Genomic DNA, 17,952 nt, shown 5'->3' with positions numbered 1-17,952 from the left:
GATTAAATTCAAGTCCAAGGGATGTCCGGCTGAAAGTCTTTCCCATATCCGCCGCCATGTCTTGCACCCGTGACGGCATCAAAACTCGCCCAAAGCGCACCAAAGATAAACAGGCCTACGCACCGTTCATCTTTATCCCATCTGACCGAAATGTCTGCTTCAGTAATGGCCCAATCGCCCGATCGAACGTGAATTGCACCAACGACAGGACCTACTCGCCCGTCCTCGATCCGACAGAGATAAAAATATGCCGTGGCAGTTTTCGGATGGTCCGCCTCGTCGTACTCGAAGACGCCGGCCAGATCACGCTTTGTCCGGATCGCGCTGTCGAAAACGTCCATTGGTCTATTTCTGCCGACCCGACGATTTATTGGCTTTTTCGACGGACCCTTACGGGGTGATCCGCGCCAGGTGCTCGAGATCGGTCTCTTCGCGCAGCGGGTCGGGCGCGATCACCACCGACGTGGCGTTGTCGGCATCGTCGGCGAAGCGCGAAAACACCGTGCGGCCGCCTTCCATCCGCGCCTTGCCTTCGGCGACCAGCCCCAGCGCCAGCGGATAGAGTTGGTGCTCAGCCTTGAGCACGCGCGCGGCCAGCGTATCCTCATTGTCGCCGACCATCACCGGCACCGCGGCCTGGGCGATGATCGGCCCATCATCCATGTCGAGCGTGACGAAATGCACTGTGCAGCCATGGATGCGCATGCCTGCGCGGAGCGCCCGCGCATGTGTATCCAGCCCCTTGAAGGCAGGCAGCAGGGCAGGGTGGATGTTGACCATGCGGCCCTGCCACTTCTCGACGAAACGCGCGCCGAGAATGCGCATATAGCCGGCCAGCGCGACGATCTCGGCGCCAAAAGAGACAAGGGCCGCGTCGATCGCCCCGTCATGCGCTTCCTTGCTGGCATGGTCCGAGCGCGAAATCACCTTGGTGGCGATGCCGCGCGCCGCGGCGATACCGAGGCCGGCGGCATTGGCGCGATCGGAGATGACGCCGACGATTTCGGCCGGATAGGCCGGGTTGCTTGCCGCCGCGATCAGCGCCGTCATGTTGGAGCCGCGCCCCGAAATAAGCACTACGGTGCGTTTTCTGGTCATAGGCCGATCGAGCCCCGATAGATGACGCCGGCATCGCGGCGCGGCACGATCTGGCCGATCGGCGTCACCGTCTCGCCGGCCTCCTGCAGAACGGCGGCGACCTGCGCCGCCTGGCCCGAGGCGACGACCAGGATCATGCCGATGCCGCAATTGAAGGTGCGCATCATCTCTTCCGGCGCGACGCCACCGGTCTTGGCCAGCCACGAAAACACCGGCGGCACCTCGATGGCGCCGAGATCGAGCTCGGCCGAAAAATCCTTGGGCAGAACGCGCGGGATGTTTTCGGGAAAGCCGCCACCGGTGATATGGGCCAGCGCCTTGATGCCATGCGTGTTGCGGATCGCCTTGAGGATCGACTTGACGTAGATGCGCGTCGGCTCGAGCAGCGCCTCGGCCAGCGTCGCCTCGTCATTGAACGGCGCCGGATCGCCCCAGCCAAGGCCGCTTACCGCGACGATACGGCGGACCAGCGAAAAGCCGTTCGCATGCAGGCCCGACGAGGCAAGGCCGAGCAGCACGTCGCCCTCGACGATGTCGTCGGTCGGCAGCAACTGGCCGCGTTCGGCGGCACCGACTGCAAAGCCGGCAAGGTCGTAGTCCTTGTCGTGATACATGCCGGGCATTTCCGCCGTCTCGCCACCGATCAGCGCGCAGCCGGCCTGCCGGCAGCCGGCGGCAATGCCGCCAACGATCGAAGCGCCCTGATCGGGATCGAGCTTGCCGGTGGCAAAATAGTCGAGGAAGAACAGCGGTTCGGCGCCCTGCACGACGATGTCGTTGACGCACATGGCGACGAGGTCGATACCGATCGTGTCATGCTTGCCGGTATCGATGGCAATCTTCAGCTTGGTGCCGACGCCGTCATTGGCGGCGACCAGCACCGGATCGGTAAAGCCGGCTGCCTTGAGATCGAACAGGCCGCCGAAACCGCCGATCTCGCCATCGGCGCCCGGCCGGCGGGTGGCGCGCACCAGCGGCTTGATCTTCTCGACCATGAGATTGCCGGCGTCGATGTCGACGCCCGCTTCGGCATAGGTGAGCCCGTTCTTGCGCTTGCTCATTACTCTTTCCCTGCTTTCTCGGGCTCTTCGCATGAACGGTTTCGGTCCGCAAGGATAACGGCGCTGAAACTGCCGATCTCCCCACTTGAGGGGGAGATGGCCGGCAGGCCAGAGGGAGGCGCTGTCCAGGGCTCTGTCCGCCGACCTGCCGATCGGCACCATTGCGCATCCAGATCAAACCCCAACCGGGTTCCAGATATCGATGAGCTTGAGAAAGACCTGCTGTCGGCTCAGCTTATGAGGTAATGCTGGTTGATGAGGCGTTGATCGCAAATTGCGCGGTGAAAGCCCGGATATAAGCCGGCCGTGCTTCCCCGCGCGCTACATAGGCAGCCAAGTTTTGATATTCGTCCAAAATGCCGGACATTCTTAGTCGCAGCAGCACTGACACCATCAATAAATCGCCCGCGCTGAACGTATCATCGAGCCAGTCGGCGACGCCTAAGTAGGCCGAGAGTTTGTCCAGACGAGCCCGAACACGGTCCTTTACCAACGGCAAGCGCTCCTCGCTCCAAGGCATGTCACGTTCGAATATTCTTGCCGTCGTTAATTCGAGGATCGGCGGCTCGACGGTGTTAAGTGCGGCAAACATCCACGTGATCGCACGCGCGCGGGCATTGCGATCCTTCGGCAGCAATCCCGTATGCTGCTCAGCAAGGTGAAAGACGATCGAGCCGGTTTCGAACAGCGAGAGAGAACCTTCCTCATAGGTGGGGATCTGGCCGAAGGGATGGATGGCCAGATGGCCAGGCGCCTTCATTTCTGCAAAGGAAACAAGACGAACCTCATACGGCTGCCCCACTTCTTCGAGCGCCCAGCGAACGCGCGTATCGCGCGCCAGTCCCTTGCCGCCATCGGGCGATCGTTCAAAAGCTGTGATAGTGATTGTCATCGCGTCCGTTTTCCTTGCTCGCGGTCCAGGAAGGTCTGGGCGAATTCTTCGGCTTCCCATCGTGAGACGAATGAGCCTCCCCGAAATCGACATCTGTCTTGACCTATTTCATTTGTCTTGACCTATTTCATTGCTGGCGCCCTCGAGGGGTGATTGGCAGCTTCTGTGTCGCTTCTCACTTGCCGTAACCCTCCTTCTCCATCATGTATCGACAAACAAGAGCGACGGGATATGCGTTTGACCATCCCTAACATGATCACGATCATGCGCTTCGTGCTGGTGCCGGCAGTGGTGCTGGCCATGCTGCAGGAACGCTGGGACTGGGCGTTTGCCGGCTTCCTCATTGCCGGCATTTCCGACGGCGTCGACGGCTTCATCGCCCGCCATTTCAATCAGTTTTCCAGGCTCGGCGCCTATCTCGATCCGATGGCGGACAAGCTGCTGCTGGTCTCGGTTTTCGTGGTCCTAGGCTTCAGCGGCGAACTGCCGCTGTGGCTGGTCGTTACCATGGTATCGCGCGACGCACTGATCGTCTGCGCCGTGCTTTTATCCACCGTCATGGCGCATCCGGTTGAGATGAAGCCGCTCCTGGTGTCGAAGGCCAACACCGCGATTCAGATCGTACTGGCGGCAGTGGTGCTGGGCGAACTGGCCTTCGACATCCGTCTCGATCCGCTGAGGCCGGCCCTCATATTGCTGTCCGGGGTCTTGACCGTGGCTTCGGCCGCGGCCTATCTCGTGGCTTGGCTGAGGCATATGAGCGGCTATGGCGAAGGCTCCACACCCGGCACCTGAACATCGGGCACCTGACGAACGGTCCATCGACGCCGAGGCCGAAGCCGCGGCAGCGGAGGCTGCGGCATCGGCGTCGTTTCGCCGGCAGATCCGCTTCTGGCTGGTCAGCGCCATCATCCTCGCCGTCTTCCTTTACGTCTTCAGCGGCATCCTTCTGCCCTTCGTTGCCGGCATGGTGCTCGCCTATTTCCTCGACCCTGTCGCCGACCGGCTGGAGCGTCTCGGCCTGTCCAGGCTGATGGCGACGGTGGTCATCCTCGTCGCCTTTATCGTCGTCCTGGTGCTGGCCGTCGTCATCCTGGTTCCGGTGCTCGCCTCGCAGATGGCTGATTTCGCCAGCAAGCTGCCGGACTATCTGACCCGGCTGCAGAGCCTGATCACCAGCTTCGACCCGAAATGGCTGGAAGAGAAATTCGGCGTCGACGCCAATGGCCTGCGTGAAGGCTTGAACTCGCTGCTGACCTCCGGCTTCGGCCTCCTGACCACCGTCTTCACCTCGATCTGGAGCTCCGGCGTTGCGCTGGTCTCGGTCGTCAGCCTGTTTGTGGTGACGCCGGTCGTCGCCTTCTACATGCTGCTCGACTGGGACCGCATGGTGGCAATCGTCGACAGCTGGGTGCCACGCGACTATGTCAAGACCGTCAGGGCGATCGCCAGGGATATCAACACGGCAACCGCCGGCTTCGTGCGCGGACAGGGCACGCTGTGCCTGGTGCTGGGCGCCATGTATGCCACCGGCCTGACGTTGACGGGCCTGAATTTCGGCATCCTCATCGGCCTGTTTGCCGGGCTGATCTCGTTCATCCCCTATGTCGGCTCGCTGACCGGCCTGGTGCTGGCCGTCGGCGTCGCCTTCGTCCAATTCTGGCCGGACTGGACCATGATCGCGGCGGTGGCCGGGGTGTTCTTCGTCGGCCAGTTCATCGAGGGCAATATCCTGCAGCCGCGGTTGGTCGGCAAAAGTGTCGGCCTGCATCCTGTGTGGCTGATGTTCGCGCTGTTTGCCTTCGGCGCGCTGTTCGGCTTCGTCGGCCTGCTGATCGCCGTTCCGGCTTCCGCCGCCGTTGCCGTTCTGGTGCGCTTCGCCATCGCGCGCTATCTCGAATCGCCGCTCTACAAGGGCCATGCCAACGAGCCGGTGCCGCCGCTGCAGGTGCGCCGCCGCGGGGGCGCGCGCGGTTGAGCCAGATGCCGGACAAGATCGATCCGCCGCGCCAATTGCCGCTCGATCTAGGCCACGGCACCGGCTATTCGCGCGACGAGCTCGTCGTCTCCAGCACCAACAGCCAGGCGGCGGCGCTTGTCGACCGCTGGCCGGACTGGCCGTCGCCGGTTGTCGTGCTGGCCGGGCCGGCCGGCTCGGGAAAAACCCATCTGGCCTCGATCTGGCGGACCCGCGCCGACGCGGTGAAAGTGGAGGCCGGCCGCATCGGCGACTGCATCGAAAATCTCGGCGCGCATCCGGCCCTGATCGACGATGTCGATGCCGGCCCGGTCGACGAGCACGGTCTGTTCCACCTGATCAATGCGGTGCGCGGCGCCGGCTCGACCTTACTGTTGACGGCGCGCCGCTTTCCCTCCGCCTGGGGCGTCCGGCTGCCCGACCTGGCATCGCGGCTGAAGGCGGCGGCTACCGTCGAGATCCACGAGCCCGACGACCTCTTGCTGGCCGGCGTCATCACAAAGCTGTTCGCCGATCGACAGGTCGAGGTCGAGCCGCATGTCGTGCAATATCTGGTGCGCCGCATCGAACGCTCGCTGGCCACCGCAATGCGGGTGGTCGAACGGCTCGACCGCGCCGCGCTCGAGCGCAAGACGCCGATCACCCGCGCCCTAGCAGCCGAGACCGTCAGCGCCATGGATGAAGGGCAGGGCGAGTTCGCGATTTAGAGGATTCCAGTTCGGCCGCCGTCCCATTTTGGGAAAAAAGGCTGGCATCTGTCTTGCAAGAAAGAGCTTGCCGGCTAATCCCGGTCCTGATTGCGTATCAAATCAGGTAGTAGGCTCGCCGGGATGGAGTGGTTGGGGTTCTCGCCCGGCGAGCTTGCCGTCAGATGCATCTGGTAGCGCCATTGCGGCGGCCAGGTCTCAACTTTCACCTCCGGCAATCGCGGCTCGTTCCACGCCAAAGCGCCGGCGATAATCGCCGGGCACCAGGCCGGTTATCCTGGCGAATACCTTGCGGAAGGAGCCGGGATCGTCATAGCCGACCTCCCAGGCGATCTGGTCGATCGATCGCATCGTGGTTTCCAGCATCTCGCGCGCCTTGCCGACCCGCAGGTGCTGACAATATTCGGTCGGCCTGAGGCCAGTGGCGTTGCGGAAGCGTCGCAGAAAGGTCCGCTCCTCCAGCCCTGCATGCTCGGCCATGGCACCGAGCGTCACATCGCGGGCGCCGTTCGCCTGCAGCCAATGCTGCACCTTGAGGATCGCTTCGTCGTCATGGGTCAATCGCGGCGCAAACGGGCTGTAAAAACGTTGCTCGCGGCCCGGTGGATCGACCAGCATGAAACGCGCCGTGTCCATCATGACGGCTGACCCGAGCACCCTGTCCACCAGCTTCAGGCCGAGATCGGTCCAGGCCATGTAGCCGCCGGCGGTAATGATATCGCCATCGTCGATGACCAGCCTGTCGGCGTCGAGCAGGATGTCTGGGAAGCGTAGCGCCAGCGCGTCGCGATAAGCCCAGTGCGTCGTCGCGGCGCGACCGGACAACAGGCCGGTCTCGGCAAGCACGAAGGCACCGGCGCAGACCGAACCGAGCGTCGCGCCTGCCGTGTGGCGATCCCTGAGCCAGCCGGCATAGGGCGCGGCTGCTTCCCGAGCGATCGGATCCCCCAACGTCGGCGGGAGGATAACCATGGCTGGTTCATTGTCGGCGCCGGGCTCGCTGTCGAAGGTGCGGACTACGGTGTGGCCCGCGTCCTCCAATTGCCAATGACTGACGCGAAGCCTCAACGCGTCCAGCGACCGCTCGACAGCCAGCCGGTTTGCCAGCATGAAAAGATCGGTCAGGCCGAGCACGGCTGCTTCCTGCACGCCGGGATACAAGACGAGGCCGATTTCGATCAGATCACGCGCAGCCGTCATTTGTCAGTTTTGCCACGTTGAATGTCCGTTTTGCCAATGCTCACCCTGACCGCACTGTTATAATTTTTCCAGCTGAGGGGGCTAAAAGCTTCCCTGTTACCCCCAACTTTTCCATCAAGGAGTAGGACGATGAGCACATTCACCACCCATGACGGCACCGAGATTTTCTACAAGGATTGGGGCAAGGGCCAGCCGATCGTGTTCCATCACGGCTGGCCGCTGAGCTCAGACGACTGGGACAACCAGATGCTGTTCTTCCTCGAAAAGGGCTACCGCGTCATCGCACATGACCGCCGCGGCCACGGCCGCTCGTCGCAGACCGCGACCGGCAATGAGATGGACACCTACGCCGCCGATGTTGCGGCGCTGGCGGCGCATCTCGATCTCAGGGATGCGATCCACATCGGCCACTCGACCGGTGGCGGCGAGGTGGCGCGTTACGTCGCGCTTTATGGCGGCGGCGGCCGTGTTGCCAAGGCGGTGCTGATCGGCGCCGTGCCGCCGATTATGCTCAAGACCGACAGCAACCCCGGCGGCTTGCCGATCGAAGTCTTCGACGGCTTTCGCGCCGCCCTGGCCGCTAACCGCGCCCAGTTCTACAGGGATGTGCCGGCCGGCCCGTTTTATGGCTTCAACCGCGAGGGTGCCAAGGTCTCGCAAGGCGCCGTCGACAATTGGTGGCGCCAAGGCATGATGGGCGGAGCCAAGGCCCATTACGACTGCATCAAAGCCTTTTCCGAGACCGACTTCACCGACGATCTAAGGAAGCTCGACGTGCCCGTCCTGATCATGCACGGCGACGACGACCAGATCGTGCCGATCGCCGATTCCGCGCTGCTTGCGATCAAGCTGGTGAAGCATGGCACGCTCAAGGTCTACAAGGGCCTGCCGCACGGCATGTGCACCACCCATCCGGAGATCATCAATCCGGATCTGCTGGCCTTCATCCAGGGCTGACGGCTTGCGTATCGGACGGGCAGCGCAGGCTCGTGCTGTCCGTCCGTCGCTTGCGTATCACCGGCGACGGCAGACACGCTCGAGCGTGATCCGCTTGCGCTGCCGACGAGATTTGCTTGATGAATGGTCGGAGTGGAGAGATTCGAACTCCCGACCCTCTGGTCCCAAACCAGATGCGCTACCAGGCTGCGCTACACTCCGAACGGTCTGTTGCCTAGTGATTTCAGCCCACCAAAGCAAGCGTAAAAAGCCATCGGCCTTGCTGCCGGCGGCATTGCGCAGTAATGACGGGCTAGTGCATGGCCAGAGAACAGTAATCTGGTGTCGCGGTCGTGCGCTTGCAACCAGCAATGAGGTGGTCATGTCAGCCCGCATTTTCAGCCCAGCCAAAACCGCGATGCAGTCCGGCAAGGCCAAGACCGGCCATTGGGTGCTGGAGTTCGATCCGGAGCAGCGCAAGAAGATCGATCCGCTGATGGGCTACACCACGTCCGGCGACATGCGAAGCCAGATCAGGCTGACCTTCGACACAAGAGAAGAGGCGGTCGCCTATGCCGAGAAGGAAGGCCTGGCTTTCCGCGTTGAGGAGCCGAAGGAAATCAAGCGCCGCCAGATTTCCTATGCGGAGAATTTCCGCTATGACCGCAGGACGCCCTGGACGCATTGATCCCATACCGGCCCTGCCAGCACAATCCGCCGGTCATGCGGCCGGCCAGTGGTCCCGTAGCTCAGCTGGATAGAGCACCGGCCTTCTAAGCCGATGGTCACAGGTTCGAATCCTGTCGGGATCGCCAATATCTTCAGGTCCATTCCGGACAGGTTCACTCGCCAGTCGCACAGGATTTCCAACACATGACAGCGATGGGCGCGGCGGCGCTGCTGATCCTTGTCCTGACCTATGCCGGCGTTGCCGTCGGCAGGGTACCCGGGCTGCGCCTCGACCGCGCAGGGATAGCACTGCTCGGCGGCGCGGCGATGATCGCCATCGGCGCGCTCGACATGGAAGACGCCTACCGCGCCATCAGCTTCGACACCATCACGCTTCTGCTCGGCATGATGATCGTCGTGGCGCATCTGAAAGTGTCCGGCGCCTTCCGCGCGCTCGGCGGGTTCGCCATCGAGCATGCGCATGCGCCATTCATGCTGCTGGTGATGGTGACGCTGTTGACCGGCGTCCTGTCGGCATTCCTCGTCAACGACGCTATCTGCCTGGTCATGGCGCCGATCGTCGTCCATGTCACCCGCGTCATCAACCGCAACCCGGTTCCCTATCTGATCGCCACGGCGACCGCATCCAATTGCGGCAGTGTCGCGACCATCACCGGCAATCCGCAGAACATGGTCATCGGCGCCCTGTCGGGGATTTCCTATCCGGCCTTCTCGGCGGCGCTTGCGCCGGTGGCCCTGTTCGGCCTCGTCGCCGTCATCGTCATCGTCCGCATCGTTTACCATGCCGAATTTTCGCGCAAGGCCGAGCTCAGCCCCGAAGTCTACCGAGGCCGCATGCTGCCGGGACAGGTGCTGAAGGCGGTGGTCGTCTGTATCGGTTTGGCCATCGCCTTCTTTGCCGGCGTTCCGGTTGCCAAGGCGGCGCTGATCGGCGGCGCGATTCTGTTGCTGACCCGCGCCATCAAACCTGAGCGCATCTATCGCGAGATCGATGGGCCGCTGCTGTTCATGTTCGCCGGGCTGTTCATCGTCGTCGCCGGAGCCGAGAAGACGCTGCTTACGCCCGACATCGTCGCTTCGGCAAAAGACCTTGGGCTGAATGATGTGTGGCGGCTGTCCGGCTTCACCGCGGTGCTGTCCAACATCATGAGCAATGTCCCGGCCGTGCTGGCGCTGAAGCCGTTCGTGCCCGGACTGGAAAACCCCGAGCGGGCCTGGCTGGTCGTCGCCATGAGCTCGACGCTGGCCGGCAATTTCACGTTGCTCGGCTCGGTCGCCAATCTGATCGTTGCCGAGCACGCGCGGGTCTCCGGCAAACCGCTGGGCTTCATCGCCTTCTTCAAGGTCGGCCTGCCGTTGACGCTGGTCACCCTTCTTGCCGGGACGGCATGGCTGGCGGCCTAGAAGCGCGTCGCATTCGACCGACCTCATGCGGCGCGCATTAGGCTCTTTTTCATCATGTCGTTGTCGCAAAACCGCTGCACACTTTTGCGCGGCATGCATTAGCCGGTCAGGGCGATATCACCGTCAGATGGCCTTTCATGTTGGGATGGAAGCGGCAGAAATAATCGACCGATTCCGCCTTCTTTACCGTCAGGCTCGCCGCCTTCTTCGGCGGGATCATCACTTCCCAGGCGCCGTTGACGGTTGCCGTGTGGGAGAACACGTCCTTGTTTACCCACCTGATCGTGTCGCCGACCTTCGCCTCGATCATCGCCGGCGAAAACACAAGCTTCTCGATCGTCACCTCGATGGTTTCGGCCTTGGCCGGCGCGGCACCCATAGCCAATGCCAGAGCAACCCACAGATGCCGCCGCGACATCATTGGCTCGATCCTCACTTCAGCATGCCGGCGACGTGTTCGGCGTGCTGTTCGTGGCCCTGGAATATTTTCAGGCCGGTTTCCAGCAGGCTCTTCAGCTCGGCATTGCTGGCGGACGGGATCAGCAGAGTTTCGAGCGCGCCATTGACCTGTTTGTGGTAGGCCACCTCGCTCGCGACATAGGCCTTGTCGAACGCTGCGCCCTTGAGCTTGGCAAGCTTGGCACGTTCCTCGGTCGCCGCCTTGGTCAGCGCTTTGCTGGTCGGATTATCCTCAGGCGTGACCTTGAGCTTCTTGACCAGGTCGAGAGCCTGTTTGTTGACCGCCTCGTGATCTCGCACCATGTCCTTGGCGAAGTCCACGACCTCCTTGTTCTTCGATTTCTTCAGTGCCTGCTTGGCCGCCTCGACGTCGAGCACGCCCGCTGTGTAGGCGATATGTGCGATCTGCGGATCGGTCGGTTTGTCGGCAGCTTGCGACAAGGGCGCCGCGCCAAGCAGGAAAATTGCGGCCAGTGCCGTAGTCGATCGAATAAACATGATGCTCTCCTTCGCCCCGACGCGGAACTGCATCGGGCTTCGTTTTCAGTGATGCTCATTGGATGCAGGTCACGGGAAAACGTTCCCGCGAAAATCGGTGCGGCCTATCCGGAAAGACCAAGCCGCTGCATCACGGCATTGGTCAGCCGTTCGCAGCGCCGGCCAGCGAACGGAAAGGCGTCGAGCAGCACCGGGCCGATCTGGTCGTCCAGCGCCTTGCGCACCAGCGCGCGGGCGCGGTGCAGCCGGGTCTTGATGGTTTCTGGTCGCACGCCAAGCAGTTCGGCGGTTTCCTCGATGCTCAATCCCTCGATGACGCGCGCCACGAACACCATCCGGTAGACATCGGGAAGACTGTCGGTTGCCCGTTCGACAAGCTCAAGGATCTGCCGTTGCGCCATCGTCCGCTCCGGATCGTCGCTCGGATTGAAGGGAAACCGGATGATTTCGGCTTGCGGGTTTTCTGGCATCGCTACCATTCGCCGCCTTTTGCGCAAGCGGCCGAGGGCTTCGTTGATGACGATACGCGACAGCCATGTGGCGAGCGAGGCATCGCCGCGAAAGGACTCGAGATGGGCAAAGGCGCTGACATACGCCTCCTGGACGATGTCCTCGGCCTCGCTGTCGTTCCGCACAACACCGCGGGCGATGCGGTAGAGCCTTTGGTTGTGCGTCTTGATGATGGTGCGAAATGCATCGCCATCACGTGCCAGCGCGCGGCCGACAAGCTGCATATCGCCGGAAGCGGCGGGCGTTGCCGTCAACGCAGCAGGCATGGCCGATCTCCTGATAGGCTTCTCATCGCGACATTGGATGCATCGGCCGACAAAAGGTTCCCGACCGATCCCGCCGGCCAACCTCGATCCGTTTCAAGGACTGGCAGAGACTATTCTACCGCCTTCACCACACTGCCGCCCCTGTTTTGTAGAGTCGACCGATCGGTCGCCGTGATATCGCTCAGGATCGCAATTTTTCCAGGCTGTTACGCCGATTTTCTGACTCAGTCTGGAATGGTGCTGGCTCAGGCATCAGCGGCCGCCGCCAGCCCGCGCGCCAGGTCGGCCTTCAAATCCTCGACATCCTCGAGCCCGATCTGCAGGCGCACCAGCGGCCCGTCATACGGGCCCTTGGCGATTGTGCGGTCGCCAAGAAATACCGGCACGGCAAGGCTCTCATAGCCGCCCCAGGAATAGCCGAGGCCGAAAAACTTCAACGCGTCGAGGAAGGCGTGCTGCTGCTTCTGTCCGCCGCCCGCGAGAACGATCGAGAAGATGCCGCTCGATCCGCAAAAATCGCGCTTCCACATAGCGTGGTCGGGATGACTGGGCAGCCCCGGATGCAGCACCTGCGCTACGCCGGGCTGATCCTCCAGCCAGCCGGCGAGGGAAAGCGCGCTCTTTTGATGATGCTCCAGCCGCACGCCCATCGTGCGCAGGCCGCGCAGCACCTGGTAGACGTCGTCCGGTCCGGCGCAGCAGCCCATCGTGTTGAACGTCTCGCAAAGCTGATTCCAGCAAGCTGCATTGGCCGACACCGTGCCGAGCAGCACGTCGGAATGGCCGGCCGGGTATTTCGTCGCCGCGTGGATCGAGATGTCGACGCCGTGGTCGAGCGGGCGGAAGTAGAGCGGCGTCGCCCAGGTGTTGTCCATCATGACGATGGCGCCGGCGGCATGTGCTGCCTTGGCGATGGCCGGTATGTCCTGCACCTCGAAAGTGTTGGAGGCCGGCGATTCGGTGAACACCACCTTGGTGTTGGGCTTGATCAGCGCCGCGATGCCGGCGCCGATGCGCGGTTCGTAATACTCGACCTCGATGCCCAGCCGCTTCAGCATCGTGTCGGCGAAGTTGCGGGTCGGATGATAAACGGAATCGACGATCAGCAGATGATCGCCGGCCGACAGGAAGGCGAGCAGCGGCAGCGTCACCGCCGCCAGGCCGGACGGTACCGCGACCGTGCCTGCCGAACCTTCCAGCGCATCGATCGCGCTGTTCAGCGCATCGGTGGTCGGCGTGCCGCGCGTGCCGTAGGTGTATCTCTGGCTGCGTGAAGCCATCGCCGCCGCATTGGGATAGAGCACGGTCGAGGCATGCACCACCGGCGGATTGACGAAGCCGAAATAGTCATGCGGGTTGTTGCCGGAATGGGCGAGCCGCGTGTTGACGCCCATCTCGCTGCCGTCTTTTGCCATTGCTTTTCGTCCCATGGGTTGGTCGTTAGCCATAGTGCGGCGGCATTGGCCGCGCAACCGCACCGCACTCGCCAGGCCAAGGTCTTGAATATGCCAATTCAGCAATGCGCCGTAGATCCTCTGAACGGCTGCCAGGTGCGCTTGGCAAGTCACGGTCGGACTTTGCCGGCTTAATTGGCGCGCTGACCAATTTGCGAGCGCGTTTGTCTGCAATTCAGGCATTTCAGGCGGTTGGTTTTCAAAGTCTTTCGGATTTGGTCATTTCCCTTGACCTCACAGGAATAATCGCCTTCGATGTTGTTCGTGAATGGGAGGCAGCGCGTCGGTTACGATGCGCGATTCCGGTGATGGGCCGGGATTACATAGCTGCGTTCACACGGGAAAAAGTCAGGTTCGCCTGGAAAAAACAGAAAAGGGTCTGTGGGTCATGAAACACATTGCAATCGGCGTTTTGGGCGCCGCCGCGTTTGGATTCGCGGCTTCGGCGGCTTCGGCGGCCACGCTCGACGATGTCAAAGCGAAGGGCTTCATCCAATGCGGCGTCTCGACCGGTCTGGCCGGCTTCTCGGCGCCGGACGACAAGGGTGAGTGGCAAGGCATCGACGCGGACTTCTGTCGCGCTGTGGCGGCTGCCGTGTTCGGCGATGGCACCAAGGTGAAGTTTACACCGCTCAGTGCCAAGGAGCGGTTTACCGCTCTGCAGTCGGGCGAGATCGACATCCTGTCGCGCAATACCACCTGGACCATCAATCGCGACACCGCACTCGGCCTGAACTTCATCGGCACGACTTATTATGACGGCCAGGGCTTCATGATCAACGCCAAGAAGCTTCCGGGCGTGAACTCGGCGCTGCAGCTTTCGGGCGCGGCGGTCTGCGTGCAGAGCGGTACCACGACCGAGCTCAACCTTGCCGACTATTTCAAGTCGAACAAGATGGAGTACAATCCTGTCGTCTTCGAAAAGCTGGAAGAGGTTAACGCCGCCTATGACGCCGGCCGCTGCGACGTATACACCACCGATCAGTCGGGCCTCTATGGCATCCGCCTGACACTCGGTGCGCCGGCCGACCACGTCGTGTTGCCCGAGATCATCTCCAAGGAACCGCTTGGGCCGGCCGTACGCCAGGGCGACGACCAATGGTACCACATCGTCAAGTGGACCTATTTCGCCTTGCTCGACGCCGAGGAACTCGGCATCACCAAGGCCAATGTCGACGAGATGAAGAACTCGGACAGTCCCGAGATCAAGCGCGTGCTCGGCCAGGAAGCCGACACCAAGATCGGCACCGATCTCGGCGTCTCCAACGACTGGGTCGTCAACATCGTCAAGGCCGTCGGCAATTACGGCGAGATGTTCGAGCGCAATGTCGGCTCGGGCAGCCCGCTGAAGATCGCGCGCGGCATCAACGCGCTGTGGACCAAGGGTGGTCTGCAATACGCTCCGCCGATCCGCTGATCGAAAATGGATTCGGAAGGCAGATCGTCTGCCTTCCGGTCTCTCTTTCCAGAGGACTGTCGAATGGCATCGCAGGAAGTTCTTCGCGAGGGGCCAAGCCGCGGTTCCCTCATTAATGATCCTCGTGTCCGCGGTATATTCTTTCAAGCGCTGGTCCTCGTCCTGCTGGTAGCGGGGGTCTGGTGGGTTACCCACAACGTCATCGTCAATCTGACGCGCTTGCACATCGCTTCCGGTTTCGGCTTTCTCAAGGGCCGCGCCGGCTTCGACATCAGCGAAAGCGCTATCGCTTATTCGTCGGATTCGACTTATTTCCGAGCCATCCTGGTCGGCTTCATCAACACCGTGATCGTGGCCGTCGTCGGCATTATTACCGCCAGCATCATCGGTTTCATCGTCGGCATTGGCCGACTGTCGCGCAACTGGCTGATCAGGAAGATCTGCACGGTCTATGTCGAGGTCTTCCGCAACATCCCGCCGCTGCTGGTCATCTTCTTCTGGTATTCCGGCGTGCTCGCCGTGCTGCCGCCGCCGCGCGAGAGCATTAATTTGCCGTTCGGCTCCTTTCTCAACCAGCGCGGCTTCTATTTTCCGCGCGCTGTCTGGGGCGAGGGCTCCTGGTTGATCCTGGTCGCCCTGCTCCTCGGCATTGCCATGGCCTGGTTCGTCGCCCGCAAGGCGCGGCAGCGGCAGATGGCGACGGGTCAGCCATTCCCGGTGCTCTGGACATCGATAGCGTTGATTGTCGGCCTGCCGCTGCTGGCCTACGCGCTGAGCGGCTTTCCTCTGAGCTTCGAATTCCCGAAGCAATCGACTTTCAACCTGGTCGGTGGCTTTCAGGTCAGACCGGAGTTCCTGTCACTCTATCTGGCGTTGTCCTGCTATACGGCCGCCTTCATCGCCGAGATCGTGCGCGCCGGCATCAGGGGCGTCAGCACGGGCCAGACCGAGGCGGCCGCGGCACTTGGGCTGCGCTCGGGATCGATCCTCAGGCTTGTCGTCGTGCCGCAGGCGATGCGCATCGTTATTCCGCCGCTGACCAGCCAGTATCTGAACTTGACCAAGAACTCTTCACTCGCCATCGCCATCGGCTATCCGGACCTGACGGCGACTGCCGGCACTGTCTTGAACCAGACCGGGCAGGCGGTTGAAGGCGTGGTGATCATGATGGCTGTCTATCTCGCGCTAAGCCTGATCACGTCGGCGATCATGAACGTCGTCAATGCCAGGATGGCGCTGGTGGAGAGGTAGGGCCATGCAGGAACACGACATGTCCTGGGTGCGGACGGAGATGGCGCTGGCCCAACCGGCGCCGTCGAGCGAGCGTGGCCTCACCGCCTGGATCCGCAAGAACCTGATTGCCACCACGGGCGACACCATTCTCACCGTCGTCGGCATCGCGCTGGTCGCTATGATCCTGCCCCAAATCATCAATTGGGCCTTCATCAACGCCCAGTGGACCGGACCGGATCGCTCGGTCTGCGCCACCGTAGCGCAAGGCGGCATCCAGCCGGATGGCTGGACCGGTGCTTGCTGGGCATTCGTCAACGCCAAATTCGGCCAGTTCATGTTCGGCACCTATCCTATCGAGGAGCGTTGGCGGCCGATCGTGGTGGCCATCCTGTTCGTGGCACTGTTGGTGCCGCTGCTCATTCCGCGCGTACCACGCAAGGGGCTGAATGCCATTCTTCTCTTTCTTGTACTGCCGGTCGTCGCCTTCGTTCTGTTGGTCGGCGGCCTATTCGGCCTGCCGCATGTCGAGACGTCGCGTTGGGGCGGACTGCTGGTGACGCTCAGCCTGTCCTTCGTCGGCATTGCCGTGTCGCTGCCGATCGGCATCGTGCTGGCGCTCGGCCGGCGCTCGAACATGCCGATCGTCAAGCTGCTGTGCGTGATCTTCATCGAGACGGTACGCGGCATCCCGCTGATTACGGTGCTGTTCTTTGCCAGCGTGATGCTGCCGCTGTTCCTGCCGGCCGGCGTCAGCTTCGATAAGTTCCTGCGCGCGCTGATCGGCGTGTCGCTGTTTGCCGCCGCCTACATGGCCGAAGTGGTGCGTGGCGGCCTGCAGGCGATCCCCAAAGGCCAGTATGAGGGCGCCGATTCGCTCGGCCTCAGCTACTGGCAGAAGATGGGCCTGGTCGTCATGCCGCAGGCGCTGAAGCTGGTCATTCCCGGCATCGTCAACACCTTCATCGGCATGTTCAAGGACACCAGCCTGGTCATCGTCATCTCGATGTTCGACCTCCTCGGCATCGTCAAGCAGAACTTCTCCGACGCCAATTGGGCGACGCCGCAGACGGCCAGATCCGGCCTGGTGTTCGCGGCCTTCATCTTCTGGCTGTTCTGCTTCGGCATGTCGCGCTATTCAATGTACACGGAACGCCGTCTCGACACCGGCCACAAACGCTAAAAAGGGGACCTTGTCATGGCCATAGAAAACGCCGTCAGCGCGGAAGAGATCAAGGTCAATGCCGCCAAGATGCACATTTCCACCACCGATGTCGCCATTGACATCATCGCCATGCACAAATGGTACGGCGAATTCCATGTGCTGAAGGACATCAATCTAAAGGTGATGCGCGGCGAGCGCATCGTCATCTGCGGCCCGTCGGGCTCCGGCAAATCGACGATGATCCGCTGCATCAACCGGCTGGAGGAACACCAGAAGGGCAAGATCATCGTCGACGGCAAGGAACTGACCAACGATCTGAAGAAGATCGACGAGGTGCGCCGCGAGGTCGGCATGGTGTTCCAGCACTTCAACCTATTCCCGCATCTGACCATTCTGGAAAATTGCACGCTGGCGCCGATCTGGGTGCGCAAGATGCCGAGGAAGCAGGCCGAGGAAATCGCCATGCATTTCCTCACGCGCGTCAAGATTCCGGAACAGGCCAACAAATATCCCGGCCAGCTTTCCGGCGGCCAGCAACAGCGCGTGGCGATCGCCCGCTCGCTGTGCATGAACCCGCGGATCATGCTGTTCGACGAGCCGACCTCGGCTCTCGATCCGGAAATGATCAAGGAAGTGCTGGAGACGATGGTCGGGCTGGCGGAGGAAGGCATGACCATGCTCTGCGTCACCCACGAGATGGGCTTTGCGCGCAAAGTCGCCAACCGGGTGATCTTCATGGACCAAGGCCAGATCGTCGAGCAGAACACGCCGGCCGAGTTCTTCGACCACCCGCGCCACGAGCGCACGAAACTGTTCCTGTCGCAGATACTGCATTGATCCTGTACGCCGGGTTCGGGACAAGAGCGGGCGGATCAAGCCTCTCTGTCTTGCTCGGCTCCGAGCATATTCGACGAGCGCTGACCTTGCGTTGCGCGAGAAGATAGCAAGCGTGCTTCAGGTCGTTCGAGTGGTCACGTTGCAACCTGG

At 62.0% G+C, this 17,952-nt stretch carries 19 protein-coding genes and 2 tRNA genes; 11 read left to right on the top strand and 10 right to left on the bottom strand.

Translation table 11 applies throughout. From position 1 onward, the window contains the following. Window positions 1-8: 8 nt before the first annotated feature. From NKH17_RS22050 to NKH17_RS22035, 4 genes are all read right to left on the bottom strand, one after another. Window positions 9-341, bottom strand: coding sequence for a hypothetical protein (locus tag NKH17_RS22050; RefSeq protein ID WP_352802525.1), 333 nt, complete (start codon window positions 339-341; stop codon window positions 9-11). Between the two features lie 49 nt (window positions 342-390). Next, entirely contained in the window at window positions 391-1,098 is a 708-nt protein-coding gene (gene purN / locus NKH17_RS22045; protein ID WP_352802528.1) for a phosphoribosylglycinamide formyltransferase, read from the bottom strand. After that, a complete protein-coding gene (gene purM, locus NKH17_RS22040; RefSeq protein ID WP_352896816.1) occupies window positions 1,095-2,159 on the bottom strand; it encodes a phosphoribosylformylglycinamidine cyclo-ligase in 1,065 nt (354 codons plus the stop codon). The genes purN and purM overlap by 4 nt, the downstream gene beginning before the upstream one ends. A gap of 235 nt (window positions 2,160-2,394) precedes the next feature. Continuing rightward, window positions 2,395-3,051 (bottom strand): glutathione S-transferase family protein, encoded by a 657-nt coding sequence (locus NKH17_RS22035; RefSeq protein WP_352896814.1) that lies wholly within the window; start codon window positions 3,049-3,051, stop codon window positions 2,395-2,397. A 237-nt stretch (window positions 3,052-3,288) separates the two neighbouring features. On the opposite strand from NKH17_RS22035, the gene NKH17_RS22030 reads away from it, so the two are divergent. Genes NKH17_RS22030 through hdaA form a run of 3 tightly spaced genes read left to right on the top strand, consistent with a single transcriptional unit; the run spans window position 3,289 to window position 5,736 of the window. Continuing rightward, window positions 3,289-3,846 carry a CDP-alcohol phosphatidyltransferase family protein gene (locus tag NKH17_RS22030; protein WP_023677645.1) on the top strand — a complete coding sequence of 186 codons (558 nt, stop codon included), beginning with the start codon at window positions 3,289-3,291 and terminating at the stop codon, window positions 3,844-3,846. Then, on the top strand, window positions 3,818-5,029 hold the full coding sequence (locus tag NKH17_RS22025) for an AI-2E family transporter (RefSeq protein WP_352896812.1): 1,212 nt from the start codon (window positions 3,818-3,820) through the stop codon (window positions 5,027-5,029). Before NKH17_RS22030 ends, NKH17_RS22025 begins: the two co-directional genes overlap by 29 nt. Before the next feature lie 5 nt (window positions 5,030-5,034). Further along, a complete protein-coding gene (gene hdaA, locus NKH17_RS22020; RefSeq protein ID WP_352896811.1) occupies window positions 5,035-5,736 on the top strand; it encodes a DnaA regulatory inactivator HdaA in 702 nt (233 codons plus the stop codon). A 198-nt stretch (window positions 5,737-5,934) separates the two neighbouring features. Here hdaA and NKH17_RS22015 read toward each other — a convergent pair whose 3' ends face one another. After that, window positions 5,935-6,936 carry a GlxA family transcriptional regulator gene (locus tag NKH17_RS22015; protein ID WP_352896810.1) on the bottom strand — a complete coding sequence of 334 codons (1,002 nt, stop codon included), beginning with the start codon at window positions 6,934-6,936 and terminating at the stop codon, window positions 5,935-5,937. Between the two features lie 129 nt (window positions 6,937-7,065). Between NKH17_RS22015 and NKH17_RS22010 the strand changes: the two genes are divergently transcribed. Next, window positions 7,066-7,893 carry an alpha/beta fold hydrolase gene (locus NKH17_RS22010; protein WP_352689607.1) on the top strand — a complete coding sequence of 276 codons (828 nt, stop codon included), beginning with the start codon at window positions 7,066-7,068 and terminating at the stop codon, window positions 7,891-7,893. 124 nt (window positions 7,894-8,017) lie between these two features. Here the strand turns inward: NKH17_RS22010 and NKH17_RS22005 are convergent. After that, window positions 8,018-8,094 (bottom strand) — tRNA-Pro (locus NKH17_RS22005). 160 nt (window positions 8,095-8,254) lie between these two features. Here NKH17_RS22005 and NKH17_RS22000 point away from each other — a divergent pair. From NKH17_RS22000 to NKH17_RS21990, 3 genes are all read left to right on the top strand, one after another. After that, window positions 8,255-8,560: an ETC complex I subunit gene (locus tag NKH17_RS22000; protein ID WP_352479279.1), complete on the top strand. Its 306-nt coding sequence runs from the start codon at window positions 8,255-8,257 to the stop codon at window positions 8,558-8,560. Window positions 8,561-8,610: 50 nt separating this feature from the next. After that, window positions 8,611-8,687, top strand: a tRNA-Arg gene (locus tag NKH17_RS21995). A gap of 58 nt (window positions 8,688-8,745) precedes the next feature. Beyond that, window positions 8,746-9,966 (top strand): anion transporter, encoded by a 1,221-nt coding sequence (locus NKH17_RS21990; RefSeq protein ID WP_352649734.1) that lies wholly within the window; start codon window positions 8,746-8,748, stop codon window positions 9,964-9,966. 106 nt (window positions 9,967-10,072) lie between these two features. Here NKH17_RS21990 and NKH17_RS21985 read toward each other — a convergent pair whose 3' ends face one another. The 4 genes from NKH17_RS21985 to NKH17_RS21970 form a co-directional block, all read right to left on the bottom strand. Next, window positions 10,073-10,384, bottom strand: coding sequence for a cupredoxin domain-containing protein (locus tag NKH17_RS21985; protein WP_352649754.1), 312 nt, complete (start codon window positions 10,382-10,384; stop codon window positions 10,073-10,075). 14 nt (window positions 10,385-10,398) lie between these two features. Beyond that, window positions 10,399-10,923 carry a DUF4142 domain-containing protein gene (locus NKH17_RS21980; protein WP_352896809.1) on the bottom strand — a complete coding sequence of 175 codons (525 nt, stop codon included), beginning with the start codon at window positions 10,921-10,923 and terminating at the stop codon, window positions 10,399-10,401. A 104-nt stretch (window positions 10,924-11,027) separates the two neighbouring features. Beyond that, a complete protein-coding gene (locus tag NKH17_RS21975; protein ID WP_352649732.1) occupies window positions 11,028-11,699 on the bottom strand; it encodes an RNA polymerase sigma factor in 672 nt (223 codons plus the stop codon). 245 nt (window positions 11,700-11,944) lie between these two features. Further along, entirely contained in the window at window positions 11,945-13,114 is a 1,170-nt protein-coding gene (locus NKH17_RS21970; protein WP_352649731.1) for a cystathionine beta-lyase, read from the bottom strand. Between the two features lie 427 nt (window positions 13,115-13,541). Between NKH17_RS21970 and NKH17_RS21965 the strand changes: the two genes are divergently transcribed. The 4 genes from NKH17_RS21965 to NKH17_RS21950 all read left to right on the top strand — a co-directional run bounded on the left by NKH17_RS21965 (window position 13,542) and on the right by NKH17_RS21950 (window position 17,802). Continuing rightward, on the top strand, window positions 13,542-14,570 hold the full coding sequence (locus tag NKH17_RS21965; protein ID WP_254820740.1) for an amino acid ABC transporter substrate-binding protein: 1,029 nt from the start codon (window positions 13,542-13,544) through the stop codon (window positions 14,568-14,570). A gap of 63 nt (window positions 14,571-14,633) precedes the next feature. Then, window positions 14,634-15,821: an amino acid ABC transporter permease gene (locus NKH17_RS21960; RefSeq protein WP_254820739.1), complete on the top strand. Its 1,188-nt coding sequence runs from the start codon at window positions 14,634-14,636 to the stop codon at window positions 15,819-15,821. Window positions 15,822-15,825: 4 nt separating this feature from the next. Continuing rightward, window positions 15,826-16,983: an amino acid ABC transporter permease gene (locus NKH17_RS21955; RefSeq protein WP_352896808.1), complete on the top strand. Its 1,158-nt coding sequence runs from the start codon at window positions 15,826-15,828 to the stop codon at window positions 16,981-16,983. Window positions 16,984-17,052: 69 nt separating this feature from the next. After that, window positions 17,053-17,802, top strand: coding sequence for an amino acid ABC transporter ATP-binding protein (locus NKH17_RS21950; protein WP_031194215.1), 750 nt, complete (start codon window positions 17,053-17,055; stop codon window positions 17,800-17,802). Window positions 17,803-17,952 lie beyond the last annotated feature (150 nt).

Origin of the sequence: Mesorhizobium sp. M1334, assembly GCF_040317995.1 — a bacterium.
Taxonomy (GTDB): domain Bacteria; phylum Pseudomonadota; class Alphaproteobacteria; order Rhizobiales; family Rhizobiaceae; genus Mesorhizobium.
The sequence above is the reverse complement of the archived record's forward strand: the minus strand, read 5'-3'. Positions and strand labels throughout refer to the sequence as shown.